This window comes from Shewanella seohaensis (assembly GCF_023283775.1).
GTDB lineage: Bacteria > Pseudomonadota > Gammaproteobacteria > Enterobacterales > Shewanellaceae > Shewanella > Shewanella seohaensis.
The window spans coordinates 58,966-78,545 of the sequence record NZ_JAKILE010000015.1 but is presented as its reverse complement, the minus strand read 5'-3'; the positions used below and the strand labels follow the sequence as shown (position 1 = coordinate 78,545).

At 50.4% G+C, this 19,580-nt stretch carries 16 protein-coding genes; 10 read left to right on the top strand and 6 right to left on the bottom strand.

Annotated features, from left to right (window positions below):
* Positions 1-942 (top strand): 1-acylglycerol-3-phosphate O-acyltransferase, YihG family, encoded by a 942-nt coding sequence (gene yihG, locus L2713_RS16605; RefSeq protein WP_248968628.1) that lies wholly within the window; start codon positions 1-3, stop codon positions 940-942.
* Between the two features lie 32 nt (positions 943-974).
* Here yihG and L2713_RS16600 read toward each other — a convergent pair whose 3' ends face one another.
* The gene (locus L2713_RS16600; protein WP_248968627.1) at positions 975-1,448 is read right to left on the bottom strand and encodes a 2-thiouracil desulfurase family protein; all 474 of its coding nucleotides are present in this window, start codon (positions 1,446-1,448) and stop codon (positions 975-977) included.
* A gap of 331 nt (positions 1,449-1,779) precedes the next feature.
* On the opposite strand from L2713_RS16600, the gene L2713_RS16595 reads away from it, so the two are divergent.
* From L2713_RS16595 to L2713_RS16570, 6 genes are all read left to right on the top strand, one after another.
* Positions 1,780-2,568: a GntR family transcriptional regulator gene (locus L2713_RS16595; RefSeq protein WP_109287226.1), complete on the top strand. Its 789-nt coding sequence runs from the start codon at positions 1,780-1,782 to the stop codon at positions 2,566-2,568.
* A gap of 66 nt (positions 2,569-2,634) precedes the next feature.
* Positions 2,635-3,513 carry a methylisocitrate lyase gene (gene prpB / locus L2713_RS16590; RefSeq protein WP_011624869.1) on the top strand — a complete coding sequence of 293 codons (879 nt, stop codon included), beginning with the start codon at positions 2,635-2,637 and terminating at the stop codon, positions 3,511-3,513.
* 233 nt (positions 3,514-3,746) lie between these two features.
* On the top strand, positions 3,747-4,874 hold the full coding sequence (gene prpC / locus L2713_RS16585) for a bifunctional 2-methylcitrate synthase/citrate synthase (protein WP_248968626.1): 1,128 nt from the start codon (positions 3,747-3,749) through the stop codon (positions 4,872-4,874).
* Positions 4,875-5,012: 138 nt separating this feature from the next.
* Entirely contained in the window at positions 5,013-7,616 is a 2,604-nt protein-coding gene (gene acnD, locus L2713_RS16580; RefSeq protein ID WP_248968625.1) for a Fe/S-dependent 2-methylisocitrate dehydratase AcnD, read from the top strand.
* Positions 7,617-7,702: 86 nt separating this feature from the next.
* The gene (gene prpF / locus L2713_RS16575; RefSeq protein WP_248968624.1) at positions 7,703-8,896 is read left to right on the top strand and encodes a 2-methylaconitate cis-trans isomerase PrpF; all 1,194 of its coding nucleotides are present in this window, start codon (positions 7,703-7,705) and stop codon (positions 8,894-8,896) included.
* Positions 8,897-9,175: 279 nt separating this feature from the next.
* The gene (locus tag L2713_RS16570; protein WP_248968623.1) at positions 9,176-13,693 is read left to right on the top strand and encodes an EAL domain-containing protein; all 4,518 of its coding nucleotides are present in this window, start codon (positions 9,176-9,178) and stop codon (positions 13,691-13,693) included.
* 59 nt (positions 13,694-13,752) lie between these two features.
* Here the strand turns inward: L2713_RS16570 and L2713_RS16565 are convergent, their stop codons facing one another.
* Positions 13,753-14,844, bottom strand: coding sequence for a branched-chain amino acid aminotransferase (locus tag L2713_RS16565; RefSeq protein ID WP_011624359.1), 1,092 nt, complete (start codon positions 14,842-14,844; stop codon positions 13,753-13,755).
* Positions 14,845-15,000: 156 nt separating this feature from the next.
* Positions 15,001-15,816 (bottom strand): DUF1223 domain-containing protein, encoded by an 816-nt coding sequence (locus tag L2713_RS16560; RefSeq protein WP_248968622.1) that lies wholly within the window; start codon positions 15,814-15,816, stop codon positions 15,001-15,003.
* A gap of 70 nt (positions 15,817-15,886) precedes the next feature.
* Here L2713_RS16560 and L2713_RS16555 point away from each other — a divergent pair, with 70 nt between their 5' ends.
* Both L2713_RS16555 and L2713_RS16550 read left to right on the top strand, forming a co-directional pair.
* Positions 15,887-16,153: a Rho-binding antiterminator gene (locus L2713_RS16555; RefSeq protein ID WP_248968621.1), complete on the top strand. Its 267-nt coding sequence runs from the start codon at positions 15,887-15,889 to the stop codon at positions 16,151-16,153.
* A gap of 17 nt (positions 16,154-16,170) precedes the next feature.
* Positions 16,171-16,506 (top strand): hypothetical protein, encoded by a 336-nt coding sequence (locus L2713_RS16550; RefSeq protein ID WP_248968620.1) that lies wholly within the window; start codon positions 16,171-16,173, stop codon positions 16,504-16,506.
* Between the two features lie 126 nt (positions 16,507-16,632).
* On the opposite strand, the gene L2713_RS16545 is transcribed toward L2713_RS16550, so the two are convergent.
* Together L2713_RS16545 and L2713_RS16540 are read right to left on the bottom strand one after the other, a co-directional pair.
* Positions 16,633-16,989 carry a RidA family protein gene (locus L2713_RS16545; protein ID WP_037413739.1) on the bottom strand — a complete coding sequence of 119 codons (357 nt, stop codon included), beginning with the start codon at positions 16,987-16,989 and terminating at the stop codon, positions 16,633-16,635.
* A 56-nt stretch (positions 16,990-17,045) separates the two neighbouring features.
* Positions 17,046-18,551: a Na+/H+ antiporter NhaC family protein gene (locus L2713_RS16540; RefSeq protein WP_248968619.1), complete on the bottom strand. Its 1,506-nt coding sequence runs from the start codon at positions 18,549-18,551 to the stop codon at positions 17,046-17,048.
* Positions 18,552-18,730: 179 nt separating this feature from the next.
* Here L2713_RS16540 and L2713_RS16535 point away from each other — a divergent pair, with 179 nt between their 5' ends.
* Complete coding sequence (locus L2713_RS16535; RefSeq protein ID WP_089066742.1) at positions 18,731-18,952, top strand: cell division protein ZapB; 222 nt, start codon at positions 18,731-18,733, stop codon at positions 18,950-18,952.
* Here the strand turns inward: L2713_RS16535 and L2713_RS16530 are convergent.
* On the bottom strand, positions 18,949-19,161 hold the full coding sequence (locus tag L2713_RS16530) for a DUF1107 domain-containing protein (protein ID WP_011624366.1): 213 nt from the start codon (positions 19,159-19,161) through the stop codon (positions 18,949-18,951). The genes L2713_RS16535 and L2713_RS16530 overlap by 4 nt on opposite strands.
* Between the last annotated feature and the right edge of the window lie 419 nt (positions 19,162-19,580).

Genomic DNA, 19,580 nt, shown 5'->3' with positions numbered 1-19,580 from the left:
ATGTTGAATTTCCTTCCCGGCCCAGTGCTGTTTATTCTCAGTCTGAGCCTGCTGATCATTAACACCGCCCTTTGGGGAACCTTGGTTTGCCTCGGTGGTTTAGTGAAAATGCTGATGCCAGCTCAAAGTGCACGCAACGCAGTGACCGCACTGATGAACCGTTTTATGTGGGCATGGGCGAGCTGCAATGGTGGCATTTTATATTTGATTGCCAAAATTGAGTGGGACATCCAAGGCCTCGAAGGATTGGATAAAAACGGCTGGTACTTGTTAATCAGTAACCACCTCAGTGGCTTTGATATTGCCGCGCAGACCTACCTGCTGCGTAACCATATTCCTATGCTGAAGTTCTTCCTTAAGAAAGAGCTGATCTATGTGCCTATTATGGGCCTAGGTTGCTGGGCGCTCGACATGCCCTTTATGGACAGAACTAGCCCGGCAAAACTTAAGAAAAATCCAAAGCTTAAGGGTAAGGATTTAGCCACCACTCGCCGCGCCTGTGAGAAGTTTAAAAATATGCCTACCTCGATCATCAACTATGTTGAGGGCAGCCGTTTTACCGAAGACAAACGCCAGCGTCAGGATTCACCTTACCGCCATTTACTGCGTCCTAAGGCGGGCGGCATTGCCTTTACCCTGTCGGCCATGGGTGAGCAATTTACCAATCTGTTGGATGTGACCTTAGTGTATCCCGATGCGCCGGATGATGTGTTATTCGGCGTGATGAATGGCAAAGTACGGAAGATTGTGGTGCGGGTACGCGCCTTACCAGTGCCCCAAGTCGATGCCACTCGCTACTTTTCAGAATCTGAATATCGGGTCGAGTTTCAGCGTTGGTTAAACCAAGTTTGGGCCGAGAAAGATGAGCAAATCGATGCGCTATTACTGCAACATCGACAGCTGACGGACAGCGCCACCAGCACCCACACTCAGCTTCACTAACGTAAAGTGAGTCGATAGCGGGTTAGGCTTACCTAGCCCGCTGATTCCGCCTCAAGCTGCCCCAGCCTTGTTGCCACTTGCGCTAATTCCGTTTCATTAAACACACTCACACCCGCCGCCTGCAGTAATTCCGCCGTCATTCCTTGCCCTGCGATTAAACGTTTACTGAAAGTGCCATCATAAATATGTTGATTGCCACAGGAAGGACTACGCGCCTTTAAAATCGCAATCTTAATACCTTGCTCCTGAGCCAGAGCAAGCGCCTTTTGCGCTCCCAACTGAAAGGCCGCAGTCACATCCTCTCCCTGCGCCGTTAGCACTGCCTCGCCGACACGTTCGGCCGCAGGCCTTGGTGTGGGTAATCCGCCCGCGCATTCAGGACAAAATGCCACGATACGACCTTCTCGCTGCCATCGCTGCATCCACTCGTCTTGCAGCAGATTATGACCGCCGTCATAACGTACCGCCTGCCCGAGCAAACAACTGCTAATGAGGATTTTCTCCATCTTGCCCCTCGATACCTTCACCCTGTAGTGCCGACCCATACTTCTTCAGCATTGTACTCAATAAATCGCTATGGGGTAAAAGCTGTGATTGATCGGACCATCAGACATCACTCAACACCAAAATTGTCGACAATTATCAATTACAAAATAGAGAAGATAAAATTATCAAAATCAAATTAATATAAAAATAATCAATAAATACAACAACAAAATAAGAATCCGCCAGAAATATAGACTTACGTCTAAGTAAACACATTGTTGACAATAACCATTAACAGGACTATTTTTTACCCATTGTCGACAATCCAGCAATCAACGAGTGATGCGCAGTATGTTGAAGCAAGAGACCATATTCCCAACAGATGACACCCCAAGCTCAGTGGCTCATGCCGCGACGAGCCCAACGAATAAGGTGAAATCCCTCGCCAGCGAAAAATCGTCGACCACCTTAGCCGATCAAATTTTGGTGCAAATACAAACCAGCATCATCAAGGGCGAGCTGCCTGCGGGCAGTAAGATCAACGAGCAAGCCCTCGCCGAAAAATATGGCATCAGCCGCGGCCCGACCCGTGAAGCGCTGCAAACCTTAGAAAGACAACGTCTCGTTGTCCGCGCGCCCCATGTCGGAGCCCGAGTCGCGCAGCTCACAGTGAGCGAGTTAAACGATTTATATCAATTACGTAGCGTGCTCGAAGGCATGGCCTGCGAACTCGCCGCCAGCCGTATTACCCCAGAACAGCTGGCGAAGTTGCAAGACCTGCTCGCCGTGCAAGAAACCGCACTGGCCAATGGCGATACCTATTTCCAAGAGGAAGGCGATGTCGACTTCCACTACCAAATCATCCAAGCCAGCGGCAATAAGCATCTGCAAGAAACCTTAATTGGTGGGCTTTACCACCTGCTGCGGATGTATCGCTATCAATGCACCAATAAGAACCGCCCTGTAAAAGCCATTGCCGAACATAGGCGTATCGTCGAGGCCATCGCCCAGCGTGATGGTGAACTCGCCAGTCTGTTGATGCGTCGCCATATTGAGCAAGGCCGTAAAAATACCGAATTACGCTTGATTGAATTACAAGCTAACGCCGCCGCGAAAGAAACCTTAGCCAATATTAACTAAGGCGTTGCGGCCCATAAGCATCCAATGCTGAACACTCAGTACCCTAAATAGGATAAGGACAAGACCATGACCCAAAGCGCAGGATTACGTTTTCGCCAAGCTCTTGCTAACTCAAAACCGCTGCAAATCGTCGGCACCACTAATGCTTATTTCGCCCTGATGGCGGAGCAAACGGGTTTCCAAGCCCTGTATTTGTCGGGCGCGGGTGTAGCGAACGCCTCCTACGGTTTACCGGATTTAGGTATGACCTCGATGAATGACGTGCTGATCGATGCCGGCCGTATCACCTCAGCAACTCAACTGCCACTGCTGGTCGATATCGACACAGGTTGGGGCGGCGCTTTCAACATCGCCCGCACCATTAAAGAGTTTGAAAAAGCAGGTGTTGCCGCGGTGCACATGGAAGACCAAGTGTCGCAAAAGCGTTGTGGCCACAGACCCAACAAAGCGGTCGTCAGCACAGAGGAAATGGTTGACCGTATCAAGGCCGCCGTCGATGCCCGCACCGATCCTAACTTTGTGATCATGGCGCGTACCGATGCGGTTGCCGTAGAAGGTTTAGAAGCAGGTATCGAACGTGCAAAAGCCTATATCGCCGCGGGTGCCGATATGATTTTCGCCGAAGCCTTAACTGAGCTGGACCAATACCGTCACTTCAAGGCTCAAGTTAACGCACCGATTCTGGCGAACATGACCGAATTTGGCCAAACCCAATTGTTCAACAAAGAAGAACTCGCCGAAGCGGGCGCCGACATGGTGCTTTACCCACTCGGCACTTTCCGCGCCGCTAACCAAGCCGCACTGAAAGTGATGCAAGCGCTGATGAATGATGGTCATCAACGCAATGTCTTAGACACTATGCAGACCCGTGCGGATCTGTATAAGTACTTGGGCTACCACGCCTTTGAAGACAAGTTAGATCAATTATTTAGCCAAGATAAGTAAAGGATAAGTACAGACCATGGACGTCAGTAGAAGCTTAGGCTTCGCGTTGTTACTGATACCCAGATGCGCGAGCTGTGACCTCAAATAACGGCTCACGCATCACCGACACGCTGCAACCCTACATAAGGTCGAAACGAGTATTTCGCCAACAATATGCAGCTTTAACCAAAAAGGTAGACGGCCAATATTGGGCCTGTCTGCAATAACCATAGCGTTAACGGAAGGGAAGGATTATGTCAGACGCAAAAAAATTAAGTGGTGCAGGATTACGTGGCCAGAGCGCGGGTGAGACCGCATTAAGTACCGTAGGTGTATCGGGCAGCGGCCTGACCTACCGTGGTTACGATGTGAAGGACTTGGCCGAAAACGCCACCTTCGAAGAAGTCGCCCACCTCATCCTCTACGGTGAGCTGCCAACCACTGCACAACTCGAAGCTTACAAGACCAAACTTAAGGGCATGCGCGGCCTGCCACAGGCATTAAAAGAAGTGTTAGAGCGTATTCCTGCCGACGCCCATCCAATGGATGTCATGCGTACCGGTTGTTCTATGCTTGGTAACCTCGAAGCCGAGCACAGCTTTAGCGAGCAAAGCCAAATTGCCGATCGTTTACTGGCGGCCTTCCCATCGATCATCTGCTACTGGTATCGCTTTAGCCACGATGGTGTACGCATCGAAACCGAAACCAAGGATGAGCAAATCGGCGCTCACTTCCTGCACCTGCTGCACGGCAAAGCCCCATCGGCGCTGCACGCTAAGGTAATGGACGTATCGTTAATTCTGTATGCAGAGCATGAGTTTAACGCTTCAACCTTTACCGCCCGTGTGTGTGCATCGACCCTGTCGGACATGCATTCCTGCGTCACTGGTGCTATCGGCTCACTGCGTGGTCCGCTACACGGCGGCGCTAACGAAGCGGCGATGGAACTGATCCAAGACATGAAAGACGAAGCCGATGCCCGCGATGTGCTCATGGGTAAACTCGAGCGTAAAGAGAAGATCATGGGCTTTGGTCACGCCATTTATCGTGAGTCAGACCCACGAAACGCCATCATCAAAGAATGGTCTGAAAAGCTGGCCGCCGATTACGGCGATGATCGCCTCTACCGTGTGTCGGTCGCCTGTGAAGCCCTGATGTGGGAACAGAAGAAACTCTTCTGTAACGCCGACTTCTTCCACGCCAGTGCTTACCACTTCATGGGCATTCCAACCAAGCTGTTTACCCCGATCTTCGTTTGTTCACGGGTAACTGGCTGGACCGCGCACGTGATGGAGCAGCGTTCAAACAACCGCATTATTCGTCCAAGTGCCGACTATGTGGGTGTAGCGCTACGTAAAGTCGTGCCGATTGCAGAGCGTTAATAACACAACAGGAACTGGCGCTAAGCGTCAGTTCCGCATGAGCTCTTTAGGTCTAATGCCTTAATAAAAGAGCCGAATTTACCCTATGTGGCTGCGATAGCGGCCACCGAAGTACAAATAGGTACGGACATTACCACTATGACCACAGCTATGAATCGCCTCTATCGCAAGCCCTTACCCGGCACAGCACTCGACTATTTCGATACCCGCGAAGCCATTGAAGCCATTGCCCCCGGCGCCTATGCGAAATTGCCTTACACCTCGCGCGTGTTAGCGGAAAACTTAGTGCGTCGCTGCGAGCCAGAAGCACTCACAGACTCGCTAAAACAAATTATTGAATCTAAACAGGAACTGGATTTTCCATGGTTCCCTGCGCGCGTCGTGTGCCACGATATTTTAGGGCAAACCGCGCTGGTAGACTTAGCGGGGCTGCGTGATGCGATTGCCGCTAAGGGTGGCGATCCGGCGCAGGTTAACCCAGTGGTTCCGACCCAGCTGATTGTCGACCATTCCCTAGCGGTGGAATATGGTGGTTTCGATAAGGATGCCTTTGCGAAAAACCGCGCCATCGAAGATAGACGAAACGAAGACAGATTCCACTTTATCAACTGGACTCAAAAAGCGTTTAAAAACATCGATGTGATCCCACAAGGTAACGGCATCATGCACCAGATTAACCTGGAGCGTATGTCACCAGTGGTCCATGCCCGTGATGGCGTGGCCTTCCCAGATACCCTAGTGGGTACCGACAGCCATACGCCACACGTAGATGCGCTGGGCGTTATTGCCATCGGCGTGGGCGGGCTTGAGGCCGAAAGCGTGATGTTAGGTCGCGCCTCTTATATGCGTCTGCCCGACATTATCGGCGTTGAGCTCACAGGCAAGCTTCAGCCGGGCATTACCGCCACCGATATCGTATTAGCCTTGACCGAATTCCTGCGTAAGGAAAAAGTGGTTTCTTCTTACCTCGAGTTCTTCGGCGAAGGTGCAGAGGCTTTAACACTTGGCGATCGCGCGACTATCTCTAACATGACGCCAGAATTTGGCGCCACCGCCGCCATGTTCTATATCGACCAACAAACGCTGGACTACTTAACCCTCACGGGTCGTAGCGACGAGCAAGTTAAGCTGGTTGAAACCTATGCCAAGACCACAGGTTTGTGGAGCGATGATCTCAAGCAGGCCGAGTACCCACGTACCCTGCATTTTGACCTGTCATCGGTAGTGCGTACCATTGCTGGCCCATCGAATCCCCATGCTCGCGTTCCGACTTCAGAACTGGCCGCGCGCGGCATCAGTGGCGTGGTTGAAAACGAGCCTGGCCTAATGCCAGATGGCGCCGTGATTATTGCGGCGATTACAAGCTGTACCAACACCAGTAACCCACGCAACGTGATTGCGGCGGGCCTACTGGCACGTAACGCCAATGCCAAAGGCTTAAGCCGTAAACCTTGGGTGAAAACCTCACTCGCCCCCGGCTCTAAGGCGGTACAACTGTATTTAGAAGAAGCCAACTTGCTGCCAGAGCTGGAGTCATTAGGCTTTGGTATTGTCGGTTTTGCCTGCACCACCTGTAACGGTATGAGCGGCGCACTCGACCCAGTAATTCAGCAGGAAGTGATCGACCGCGATCTTTACGCCACCGCCGTATTATCCGGTAACCGTAACTTCGACGGCCGTATTCACCCTTACGCTAAGCAGGCTTTCCTTGCATCACCGCCATTAGTCGTCGCCTATGCAATCGCAGGTACCATCCGCTTCGATATCGAGAAGGATGTACTCGGCCAAGATAAAGACGGTAATCCAGTTCGCCTTATAGATATTTGGCCAACGGATGCCGAAATCGATGCCGTGATTGCAGCAAGCGTGAAGCCAGAGCAATTCCGTAAGGTCTACGAGCCGATGTTCGACCTGAGCGTCGACTATGGCGATAAAGTCAGCCCACTGTACGACTGGCGTCCACAATCGACCTATATCCGCCGTCCACCTTACTGGGAAGGCGCTTTAGCGGGCGAGCGTACACTCAAGGGCATGCGTCCTCTAGCCGTATTAGGCGACAACATCACCACCGACCATTTATCACCATCGAACGCGATTATGATGGACAGCGCGGCGGGCGAATACCTGCACAAGATGGGCCTACCAGAGGAAGACTTTAACTCCTACGCGACCCACAGGGGCGACCACTTAACGGCCCAGCGCGCGACCTTCGCCAACCCTAAACTCAAAAACGAGATGGCGGTTGTCGATGGCAAGGTGAAGCAAGGCTCACTGGCGCGTATCGAGCCAGAAGGCCAAGTGACCCGCATGTGGGAAGCCATTGAAACCTATATGGATCGCAAACAGCCGCTGATCATTATCGCCGGCGCCGACTACGGTCAGGGTTCATCCCGTGACTGGGCGGCAAAAGGCGTGCGCTTAGCGGGCGTTGAGGCCATTGTCGCCGAAGGCTTCGAGCGTATTCACCGCACTAACTTAGTCGGCATGGGCGTGTTACCGCTGGAGTTTAAGGCAGGCGAGAATCGCGCTACCTATGGCATAGATGGTACCGAACTGTTTGACGTTTATGGTGAAATCGCGCCAAGAGCGGATCTCACGGTCGTGATTAGCCGTAAAAACGGCGAGCGTGTCGAAGTGCCAGTAACTTGCCGTTTAGATACCGCAGAAGAAGTGTCTATCTACTCGGCAGGCGGCGTGTTACAGCGTTTTGCGCAGGACTTTTTAGAGTCGAATCTGAAGTAAGACTCGCGCTAAAAGGCGGCAATGCCGACAAGCTTGCCGCCTATATCAACGCTAACCTTTTCGCTATTCCCCTTGGAGTTAATAGCATGAGCAAGAATCCGTTTCCGCCCCAAATTAAAGTTGCCGCCACCTATATGCGCGGCGGTACCAGCAAAGGGGTGTTTTTCCGTTTACAGGACTTACCCGAAGCAGCCCAAGTACCCGGCCCAGCTCGAGATGCCCTGCTCCTTCGCGTGATTGGCAGTCCTGACCCCTATGGCAAGCAAATTGATGGCATGGGCGGCGCCACCTCAAGCACCAGCAAAACCGTTATTCTGTCGAAAAGCAGCCAAGCCGACCACGATGTCGACTATCTGTTTGGCCAAGTCTCAATCGACAAACCCTTTGTCGATTGGAGCGGTAACTGCGGTAACTTAACCGCCGCCGTCGGTGCCTTTGCCATCAGCAATGGTCTGATTGACGCTGCGCGCATTCCGCAAAACGGCGTCTGCACAGTGCGTATTTGGCAGGCCAATATTGGCAAAACCATTATTGCCCATGTCCCTATCACAAATGGTGAAGTACAAGAGACGGGGGATTTTGAGCTAGATGGTGTGACCTTCCCCGCCGCCGAAGTACAAATCGAATTTATGAACCCCGCCGCTGACGAAGACGGCGATGGTGGCAGCATGTTCCCTACGGGTAACTTGGTGGATGTGCTCGAAGTGCCTGGTGTTGGCAGCTTTAATGCGACCATGATTAATGCAGGCATCCCGACCATATTCATCAATGCCGAAGACTTAGGTTACACGGGCGCTGAGCTGCAGGACGATATCAACAGCGATAATGCCGCTCTAGCCAAGTTTGAAACTATTCGTGCCCATGGCGCGGTGCGTATGGGGCTTATCAAGCATATTGATGAAGCTGCTTCGCGCCAACATACCCCTAAGGTGGCCTTTGTTGCTAAGCCGAAAAACTATGTGTCATCCAGTGGAAAAGCCGTCGCGGCGGAGGAGATCGATCTTCTGGTACGCGCCCTATCCATGGGCAAATTGCACCATGCGATGATGGGCACAGCCGCCGTGGCGATTGGCACAGCAGCGGCGATTCCCGGCACTTTAGTCAATCTCGCGGCAGGCGGTGGTGAGAAGGAAGCGGTACGTTTTGGCCACCCTTCAGGCACCCTTCGCGTCGGCGCACAGGCCATGCAAACAAACGGCGAATGGACTGTCGTCAAAGCCATTATGAGCCGCAGTGCCCGCGTGCTGATGGAAGGCTTTGTACGCGTACCGGCGGCTTAAGCCAAGAAAAGCGTTCAACCAAAGACCTTGCCTCTCCCCCTTCCGGCAAGGTCTTTTTTTATTTCGTTATTAGGCAAATCCCAATATGTTGGCATTCGGTAAAAACTGCTAAACTCCCCCTCGATAGCAAGATAATCACAAGCCGCATTTTGCGTCCTGTAAATCCGTGAATATACTGATTATTAATTTGATATTTAGCTGAGCTCGCGTCTTTGTTGCACTATACGCGGCATCCCCAAGGTAAATGCACTATACCGCCCAGTTTTGGGTTAATGGGTTTTGATAGGGGTAACTTTGAGCCATCCAATCCTTAAACTTTTCTTCGCCGCGCTCTGTCTTCTTGGCTTATCTGGAGCGCCGCTTACAGGCTTGGCATTACCCTTAAATGCGGCTAACACACAGCTGAAATTTGAACATATCCGCAGCGAAGAAGGCTTAAATCAAAATACCATTACCAGCCTGTTTATGGACAGCGCAGGCATGCTCTGGATTGGTACTCAGGATGGATTACACAGCTACAACGGTTACAACTTCAACCTCTTTATCCACTCGCCAAACGATCCTAAGAGCATTTCCGAAAGCTATGTATCAGACATTATTCAAGATGCACATGGCTATATCTGGGTAGGCACTTTTAGCCAAGGGATCAATCGCTTAGATTTAAAAACCGGCACCTTTGAACGCTTCGGTGTCGAGCAAGGCCTAACCGACCCTAGAGTCACTAAACTCAACATTGTGGGCAATACTCTGTGGATTGGTACACAGGGCGGATTATTTTCGCTCTCCACCCGTACCAACAGAATTACCCAAGTGTCATTGGGGACGAGCATCGAACCCCAAATCACCAGCTTAGCCAATGTGGATAACACCTATTTGCTGGCGGGCACGAAGGCCAGTGGCACCTTTGCCGTGACGGCCAATACCATCACCCGACTCAATGTACCTCAGGATGTGGTGGCCTATCAGATCAAGGCGAATTCTACCCGTGCCATTACCTTGGCCCTTGGCAATCAGCTCTGGCACTATGATCTGGTATCACAGCAGGGACAAGTACTCTGGCAAACAGAGCATAATGTACCTTACATCAAAGACTTTATCCAAACACCCCAAGGGCAGTTTTGGGTCGTGGGGCCTGAGGCGGGTTTGATCCAGCTAGATCGTGAAGGTGAACATTTTGTCGCGGCCTACCATAAGTACGATACCAAGCGCCCCACGAGCATCAGCGAAAACAATATGCTTTGTCTGTTAGAGGACCCGTTTGGCAACCTATGGATTGGCGCGAGTTATTCGGGGCTGAATAAGATCAATACCCGTCGGCAGTATTTTCAGCATTTATCTGAATACTCGACAGAATTTCCCCTGCAAAGTAATAATATTCGCTCCATTTACCGCAGCCAAGATAACGCTTTATGGATAGGGACCGAAGGCGCAGGACTCAAGCGGCTCGCCTTCAATCACACTCAGTACGAGCATTACACTTCCTTTTTTGCCAACGCCTTAGGCCTAAAGGTGCAAAACTTAAACCTGACCGTGCGTTCCATTGTTCAAGACCAGCAAGGCACGCTCTGGTTTGCCAGTAACTATGGGCTGGGCCGCCTAAGTTCTAGCGGTGACTTTAGTCTGTTAAAGGTTTCCGATAATCAAGATACCTCCACAGAAGCTAATCATATCCGTAGTTTAGCGCTAGATGACCACAACAGGCTGTGGGTTGCGACTACCCATGCCCTGTATCGAAAAGCCTCAGAGAATGATGAGTTTACACCCGTCTCTATCACCAATATTGATAACTTTCACCCCGAGCAAAATATTCTGCTCACCCTAAGAGTGGATAACACCACACTGTGGATTGGCTCACTCAATGGTTTAGTTAAACTGGATATGCAAACGGGGAAAGGGGAAGCGTTTTACCACGACCCCCATGACAAAAATAGTATTATCAACAACCGTATAAGAGACATTTTAGTCGCCAGTAATGGCGACATCTGGTTTGCGACCCATGGCGGAATGAGCCGCTTATCGGCACAAGCCGACACTCCGATATTTAAGGATTATACCCGTGAGCAAGGTCTGCCCAGCGACACCATTTACGCCCTGCTGGAGGATGCCGAGCATCATATTTGGTTTAGCAGTAATGCGGGCATCGGCAAGTTAAATCCCGTTAGTGGCAAAGTCATCAATTTTAACGAGCAAGAAGGCCTGCAGGCGCTCGAATTTAACGGTGGCGTGAAACTAAAAGATCAAGATGGCGACCTCTGGTTTGGCGGCATTAACGGGATCAATCGCTTTAATCCTAAAGCATTGCCCGACAAACGGGGCGAAGCTCGAGTCGCACTCACCGCCTATAAGATTGCCGGTGAAAAACACACCATCCTCGATCTTAGCCACCCGCCGCAAATCGTGATGAACTACACCGATCAATTGGTCAGCTTTGAGGTCACCTCGCTGGATTTTAGCTACACGGGCAAAAACCGTTTTAGCTACTACCTCGAGGGTTTCGATAACCAATGGCACGATTTACCCACGGGGAATGAAATCACTTTTACCAATATCGAACCAGGCCATTATGTACTGCATGTGCGACATTCCTTGGAGTACAACAACGAAGGCAACTATGCGTTGCTGGTCGATTTAAGTGTAAACGCCCCCTTCTACCGCACTCAATTTGCCTATGTGCTTTATGGGTTGCTGACGTTAGCCTTGTTGGTCATTCTCTATCGGTGGCGTAAGCAAAAACGCCAACAGCAACAAGAGTTTGAAACCAGCATCCGCGCATCAGAAGAGCGACTAAAATTGGCACTCTGGGCTTCGGGCGATGGCATGTGGGATTGGAATATCCAAGAACAGCAGGTCTATCGTACCCATACAGATATTCCGGTGCCCCAGTGGAATCGACATAATCTGCTGCACGACAATGCCCACCCTGAGGATAGGGAGCGGTTTAAACAAGTCTTGACCGACCATTTACAGGGGCGCACACCATTTTTTGAAATGGAATATCGTATCGAGCATTCACCGGGTAACTGGCTGTGGATCCTCGAGCGCGGCAAAGTGGTCGAAACCAATGAGCTGGCCAGACCCGTGCGTATGACAGGCACCACCCGTAATATCACTTCGCGTAAGTTGATCGAAAACGAGCTAGTGCTCTCTTCTCAAGTGCTTAACAGCATGAACGAAGCCGTTGTGGTGGCAGGTTTAGACTATCGTATCCGCTCAGTAAACCCCGCCTTTAGCGCCATTACCGGATATTCGGAGCGGCAAATCAGCGATAAGTATTTAATTCACTTAGCCTACAGCCGACAACAGCGAGATCTTTTCAATAGCATTGAGCAGCAACTACTGCGCCATAAACATTGGGCGGGTGAAATTTGGATCCGCAACAAGGCACGCAAGGCGATTCTAGTATGGCTTGAGATCAACCAAGTTATCGATGTGAAAGGGGAAACCAGCCACTTTGTGGCGGTGTTTACCGATATTACAGAACGTAAAAAGGCCGAAGAGGATCTTCGCTTCCTCGCCAGCTTCGACACCTTGACAGGGCTGCCGAATCGCACCTTGTTCCAGGACAGGCTCAACCACGCCATATCTCAGGCCCATAGATCGAATAATATCGTCGCCCTGCTGTTTTTAGACCTCGACCGCTTTAAGCATATCAATGACTCAATGGGGCACCATATTGGCGATCTGCTGCTCAAAGCCGTGGCCCACAGGCTGCAAAGTGCTGTTCGCGAAGGGGATACGGTGGCCCGTTTAGGCGGCGATGAATTTACCATTATTTTGGAAGGTGTGGCGAAAACCAAGGCGGCGACGCTGATCTCAGAGAAAGTGCTCAAAGCCTTTCAAGCGCCCTTTTTACTCGATGATAAGTCCCTGACTATCTCAACCTCGATTGGTATCAGCCTCTATCCCAATGATGCGGAAGATGTGGATTCGCTGATCAAGTTTGCCGACACCGCCATGTACCACGCCAAGGCGCTAGGTCGGAATAACTTTCAGTTTTACACCAATAAACTCAATGAGATGGCAACTCGCCATGTGCAACTTGAGGCAGGGCTTAAACAGGCCATCTCACGCAATGAGTTAAGCTTGGTGTATCAGCCCAAGTTTTGTTTACGCAATGGCTCACTCACAGGGCTTGAGGCGTTACTGCGCTGGCATCATTCCGAACTAGGCCCAATCTCGCCCGCCGAGTTTATTCCGTTGGCGGAGGAAACCGGCATCATTAACCAGATTGGCCATTGGGTGATCAACCACGCTTGCCAGCAACTCGCTGAGTGGAATGAGCTAGGTCTTGGCGATATCAGCATGGCGGTGAACCTTTCGGCCAGGCAGTTGAAGGCCGATATTATCTCGACCATCGAAGTGGCTCTCGCGGTATCCGGCCTACCCGCCAAGGCGCTCGAGCTGGAATTAACCGAGTCGATGATCATGGGTAATCCGCAGGAGTCGGTTAATATCCTATCTAAACTCAAGGCACTAGGCTTAACCATCGCGGTGGATGATTTTGGTACTGGTTACTCTAGCTTGAGTTATCTTAAACGTTTCCCTATCGACACCTTAAAAATTGACCGTGAGTTTGTGCGCGACATTACCAACGACCCCGACGATGCGGCCATTACCAGCGCGATTATCGCCCTCGCCCACAGCCTAGAGTTAAATGTGGTGGCGGAAGGGGTTGAAACCCAAGAGCAGCTGAACTTCTTAGCGCTGCAAGGCTGCGATCAAGTACAGGGATTCCTGTTGAGTAAACCACTCAGCGCCCAGGATTGCTTAGCGCTGTTGCAACAACGGATAAAATAAAACCAGATAAAAAAATAAGGCTCCCTAAAGGAGCCTTATTTCATTGAATCATTTAATGATTAAGGTGCGACACGCTCAACACGTTTCACCCAGCCATCCGGGCCTTGGATATGGCCTTTCTGGATATCGGTATACAGCTTGTAGATGCGTTGAATATGCTCACCCACTTCACCGTTGCCCACGGTCACCACTCGGCCATCTTCAAAAATATAGGAACCGACAGCTGATACCACGGCAGCCGTACCAAAACCACCCGCTTCGATAATCTCACCAGATTCGATATCGGCGATAAACTTATCCAGCATGACAGTCTCTTGGCGCACTTCGCAGCCGAGTAACTCACCCAGCTCCATAATGGATTGCGAGGTAATGGATTTTAAGATGGTATCAGTGAAGGTTGGGATGATCACTGTGCCGTCTTTCAGAATGTGGAAGTGGTTCATGGCGCCCGCTTCTTCAATCTGTTGGTTGTTCGCATCTAAATACAGCACCTGTGATGCACCAAACTGCGCGGCAGCCTTACCGGCACGCAATGAGGCAGCATAGTTACCCGCCGCTTTAGAGGCGCCAGTACCACCCGATACGGCGCGATGGTAAGTCTTGCTGATCAGCAGACGAATACCTTTATTCACCCCCGCCGCGTAGTAAGCACCACTAGGGCTTAACACCACGCAGAATGTGTAGCGCGTACTTGGACTCACAGACAGACGGTCTTCGGTCGCAAAAATAAAGGGGCGAATGTATAAACAGGCACCTTCTTGCATCGGGAACCAGAGACGGTCTACGTCGATCAAGGCGTTGATCGCATCGATTTGCATCTGCTCATCGATATTAGGAATACAGACAATATCCGCAGAACGATTCATACGCTCGGCGTTTTTGTTGATACGGAAAGTGTAAATTTCGCCATCTTCATGCATAAAGGCCTTGGCGCCTTCGAAGATTGACTGACCATAATGCAGGGCCATCGCACCCGGCGCCATTTCAAACGGACCGTAGGGCACAATACGTGGATCGCGCCATTCACCATCGCGATAATCCATTAAAAACATATGATCGGTTCTGAGGCTACCGAAGCCCACATTTCCTTCGGGCTTGAATTGCTCAGTACGGCGTTCGGACGCAGGTTTTAAATCGTATTTTATTTCCATCGCATACCACCTTGATTACTGAACAAGCAGACTAGGTAGCGGCAGGAATAAAGTCAATAGGTGAGATTCATCTAAAAGTCTTAGCCGATAAAATAAGCGGTTAAAAAGATGTCTTAACAACTTGCCGTTAGGGCAAATCGCTTCATTTGCCTCCCCTTATTGACTTTGGATTTCGTCCTGCTGCGCCTCAAGCCAGCCGCCCACGGCTTGTATGGGCTCTTCATTTAGCGTTAACCAGGCCACCCACGCCAAACGGGGCGCGATAAACGCTGATGTGGGAATGGCATCTAGGGATTGGGTAAACTGCAGTGCTGGGTCTGTGGCGCCCTCATGCACACTACTTGCGGGCAAAGATTGCAAACTCAGCACCACAAAATCATGGGGTAATTGTTTATGGCGATTCTCGCCGCGTTTTATCTCAGTCGTAAAACCCGAGCCGACCAACGCCAAATGCAAACGTGCTCGATGCAAGTCTTTATCCTGCGCCCAAGTGGACAGCGGCTCAAAACTCGCCTCAAGCTGCTGGTTGGCGATACGCACCTTAAACACACCCACCTCAGGTTGAGGCATAGCAAAGATCCCATTTAACTCACCCGAGAACCAACCACGCCACTCCTTAGCATTAATCACAAACTGTGGTGTATACACTTGCCGCGTATGCTTTTGGTTTAAATGTTGATATTGGCGCTCACTGAAAGCCCTTTGGCCAAAAATATCCTTCCATCCTAGGTAATCCCAATAGGTCACATGAAAGGCTAACGGAAAATATTTCTGCCATAGATCGGTCTTATTAAAGTGCTCAGATAACCAAGCCTCGGCGGGTGGACAACTACTGCAGCCCTGTGACGTATAAAGTTCGATAATATAAGGGCGGGTCACGGCACTCTGCGCTTGAAAAGGCGTCAACGACTGAGCAAGCACGGGTTGCAACAGCGGCCAGAACAAGATGCTCACTAATAGGATGCGTTTCATTATTTTTCCTCCCTTAATTGAGAAGAAGACCTTGAATCGCATCCAAATCATTCACACTAGAGGAAAGATGATGTCTGACTACAAAATGATCCCCTGTGCCCACTACGACTACCTTGAGCTGGCCTGTATGCACGGCTATCGCCTCGACATTGAGTTGCAGGACGGCAGCCTGTGCCAAGCACGGGCAATCACGACCCAGACCCACGCCGATAAGACTGAATGGCTGGTCGTCGAACATCAAGCTGGCCAGCAAACACTGAGACTAGATAACATTATCGCCATCACACCCACAGATCCCCATGCCAGTTTTGGCCGTGTTATGATTGCGAGCCAGTAGTAATGGAGCATAAATAAATGACAAGGATGATACTGTTGCTGGAATTAGGCGATTGGGTTGGCGGCCATCACGGTCAGTCCCCCTACTTGGTTGAGTTTGATAGCGAGCGACTCGATTCCCCCTTTGACGTTAGCGAAGGTTGGGGACATGGATTAGGCGGTAGCAGTTATTCGTTGGCACGGTTTGTTGAAACTGAACATTATACTCAACTCAAGCACCACGCACCTTGGGCCGCGACCATCATAGAGCAAGGTTTACCAACGCTGAATATAGAGGCCATCGCTCAAGGCTTGCTGGCGCAGTATCCCTCGCACCGCCCCAGTATTCCGGCGAACTTGGCCCGCTATTTCTAACTGAAGATCGCGTGGCGTAGCCTTGTCACGGTAGATGTGCCGTAGCATTTAAGGCTGCAATGGTTGAGGGGGCGAGTAAAGCCAAGTTCGACTTAGCTTTACTGCTTACTGAGATTAGATAGCGAGTTACGCCTTAGCGACTGCGGCAATCACTGAAACTTCAACCAGATATTCTGGCTCGGCAATGGCCGCCTGCACACAAGCACGGGCAGGCGCATGGCCCTGTGGCACCCAAGCATCCCAAACGGCATTCATGGCATCGTAGTCATTCATATCCTTTAGATAGATAGTGGCTGACAACAAGTGTTCCCGAGAGCTGCCCGCCTGCGCTAACAGAGTGTCGACTTCCTCTAGCATAGTCGTCGTTTGTTCGGTGATGTTTTGATACTTATCCTTAGCCACTTGGCCACATAAGTACACTGTGCCTTGGTGGATCACTATGCTGCTCATACGTGTACCAACATCTAAACGGGTAATGCTCATAGGGATAATCTCTTAAATCAAATGGTTAATTCTGCAGGCATTCTACCCCGAAAGGCTCAGTTTGTCTGCGAACGTGCGCTCAGCCAAGGTGGATAAAAGCGTGTCATTAAGGCCAATAACCCTAGCGCAGTGCCTATGACCCCAAACCACACGAATAAGGTTGCAACCGATAAGTTAACTAACTGAAATCCCACTAATGCCGCACCAGCCCCGATTAATGCAAACGGCAGTTGAGTCACCACATGGTCATGGGGTAAACAACCTGAACTCGTCGCGCTCAGCACGCTAGTATCGGAAATCGGCGAGCAATGATCGCCAAACACCGAGCCCGCCATGACCGCACTCAATACAGGTAACAGCAAGCTGACATCCATGTTATGGGCAATTTCCCCACCGATGGGGATCATAATCGCAAAGGTGCCCCAGCTTGAGCCTGTGGCAAAGGCCATGATAGCGCAGAGTAGAAACATCCCCGCCACCAGCAGACTCGGGGATAAGTACAATTTAGCCCAAGCTGCCAACAAGCTCGCCACGCCCAGATCTTGGATCACCGCGCCTATCATCCAAGTACAGAGTAAAATCGCGATGGCAAAGGCAATCATCCGCACGCCATGCGCCAAGTCCGCCAGCAGTTTCCCTATACTTCGGCCCGACAACATCAACAACACTAGCGTGACTAAGGTCGATAACAGACAAGCATCGCGCATCGCAGCGCCAATATCGGCTTTAGCTAACCAGGCCGAAATATCCCATGACGGCACCTGCTGCGCACCAGACCAGAGAGTTAAACCGACAGAGGCGCACAGTAAGGTCAGCATGGGAATCGCAAGCAGCCAAGGATTGCCTCGGGAGGGAGTTAAACTTGGCTCAACAGGCTCTGCCGCCAATACTGCATTCTCGATGGGGCGAAACCCCATCCCAAACCAAGCCACAATCAGCGACAAGCCTAAGGTGGTTATCGCATAAAAATTGGATAAGGCGACCTCGATAAAGGCCTCAAGGGCGGAGACGGGTAAAAAGCTTAATCCCGCCAAGAGCGCCATCACATAGGGACCCCAGCTAGAAAAAGGTAAGAGCGAACAGAGCGGTGATGCATTAGAGTCGACTAAATAGGCCAACTGCGTCTGACGGATGCCATAACGCTGGCTCAGAGGTTGGCACACATGCCCTACGGCGAGGCAACTAAAAATACCGTCGATAAAGACTAGCCAGCCCAACAGCACCACACCAATACGCGCCTGTCGACCCGTACGAATACGTCGATATAGCCAATCACCAAATTGCTCTACCGCACCGCTTCTGGCGAGGAGCTGCGTCATGCTGCCCAGCAGCAACATGGCCATCAGCACGTTTAAATGCCACCACTGCCAAGCGCCTTGGCTGTAAAACTGCTTAGCACCTATCTCCAAGAGATAGCCCAAGCTTTGCACTATATCGAAGTGGGCAATGATTAAGGCGCCCGAGAGGATACCGACACCCAGCGCCACTAAGGTACGCCGCAGCCAAAGGGCTAACACTAGGGTTAATAACAGGGGAAGTATCGCAAGCAGATTCGGCGACATGGGCCTTTCCGATAATAAATAAACCCAAGAATACTAACGAGTTAGTAACAAATGCAAAAAAACTTAAATTCGTACGCGGTTATCGGGCATTTTTTAACCAAACGACAAAGACTGCTATTCCTTATGCTATTGGCACTGCTAGAATCACAGTCCCATCCAGAAACTATAGGACTCTCCAGATGAGCCTTGAATTACTGTCCAAACTGGAAACCAAGATCCAGGCTACACTCGAAACTATCGAGCTTCTAAAAATGGAGCTAGAGGAAGAGAAGCAAAAGACGTCGACCTTGAGTGAGCAAAATCAACAATTATCTGAGCAAAACCAACAACTGCAACAAGAACTCGCTTCTTGGAACGACAAAGTCACCGGACTTGTTGGCCTGCTCAACAGTGAAATCTAAGCTGTTTTAGTTTGATGATTCTGCGATTCAATCAGTTCGTTCAGCTCTAAGATAGCCTGCTTCACTTTTGGCAGGCTTTTTCTTGGCAATAAAAAACGCCCCTTTTCAAATTCTAATCGACCTAAGTCTTTAACCCATATCACGCCAGTGAGAAAAATACGCGCATGCTTTGCAATCAGCTTCGGTGCGTATACAGGGAAAACTCTCATACAACCCCCTACATGCTTTCTTGTTGTTATTGACTACTGCTATTTGACAGAAAGATTACCAATTGAGTTTCATCCTTTAAGTAATATTTTCAAGATTTACATTTCAAAACCGTTAGTCATTTGATTTTCCTAGATAATGGAAAACTCCACGACAAGTTAACTCAATAGTCAAAATTTTGACTATTGACATTATTTTGACACCCCCTTAGAATCATCTGCGTTACTCAGGGTAAAAATGAGTCATATGACTCAAGTCCGTACTCTCCATCATCGGAAGTACGGTTTTTTTTTGCCAAATTTCGGCCAAGCACAACACGACCCAATTGCGCTCTGCAGACTAGGCAATCACACCGAATAAAAAAGGAGCGCTAGGCTCCTTTAATTTTATGCTCGCAGTATCAATCAGTTAGATTACAAAA

Excerpts from the sequence above, each read along its gene's own strand:
- yihG (WP_248968628.1), top strand. The coding sequence starts at position 1 with ATGTTGAATTTCCTTCCCGGCCCAGTGCTGTTTATTCTCAGTCTGAGC.
- L2713_RS16600 (WP_248968627.1), bottom strand. The coding sequence starts at position 1,448 with ATGGAGAAAATCCTCATTAGCAGTTGTTTGCTCGGGCAGGCGGTACGT.
- L2713_RS16595 (WP_109287226.1), top strand. The coding sequence starts at position 1,780 with ATGTTGAAGCAAGAGACCATATTCCCAACAGATGACACCCCAAGCTCA.
- prpB (WP_011624869.1), top strand. The coding sequence starts at position 2,635 with ATGACCCAAAGCGCAGGATTACGTTTTCGCCAAGCTCTTGCTAACTCA.
- prpC (WP_248968626.1), top strand. The coding sequence starts at position 3,747 with ATGTCAGACGCAAAAAAATTAAGTGGTGCAGGATTACGTGGCCAGAGC.
- acnD (WP_248968625.1), top strand. The coding sequence starts at position 5,013 with ATGACCACAGCTATGAATCGCCTCTATCGCAAGCCCTTACCCGGCACA.
- prpF (WP_248968624.1), top strand. The coding sequence starts at position 7,703 with ATGAGCAAGAATCCGTTTCCGCCCCAAATTAAAGTTGCCGCCACCTAT.
- L2713_RS16565 (WP_011624359.1), bottom strand. The coding sequence starts at position 14,844 with ATGGAAATAAAATACGATTTAAAACCTGCGTCCGAACGCCGTACTGAG.
- L2713_RS16560 (WP_248968622.1), bottom strand. The coding sequence starts at position 15,816 with ATGAAACGCATCCTATTAGTGAGCATCTTGTTCTGGCCGCTGTTGCAA.
- L2713_RS16555 (WP_248968621.1), top strand. The coding sequence starts at position 15,887 with ATGTCTGACTACAAAATGATCCCCTGTGCCCACTACGACTACCTTGAG.
- L2713_RS16550 (WP_248968620.1), top strand. The coding sequence starts at position 16,171 with ATGACAAGGATGATACTGTTGCTGGAATTAGGCGATTGGGTTGGCGGC.
- L2713_RS16545 (WP_037413739.1), bottom strand. The coding sequence starts at position 16,989 with ATGAGCATTACCCGTTTAGATGTTGGTACACGTATGAGCAGCATAGTG.
- L2713_RS16540 (WP_248968619.1), bottom strand. The coding sequence starts at position 18,551 with ATGTCGCCGAATCTGCTTGCGATACTTCCCCTGTTATTAACCCTAGTG.
- L2713_RS16535 (WP_089066742.1), top strand. The coding sequence starts at position 18,731 with ATGAGCCTTGAATTACTGTCCAAACTGGAAACCAAGATCCAGGCTACA.
- L2713_RS16530 (WP_011624366.1), bottom strand. The coding sequence starts at position 19,161 with ATGAGAGTTTTCCCTGTATACGCACCGAAGCTGATTGCAAAGCATGCG.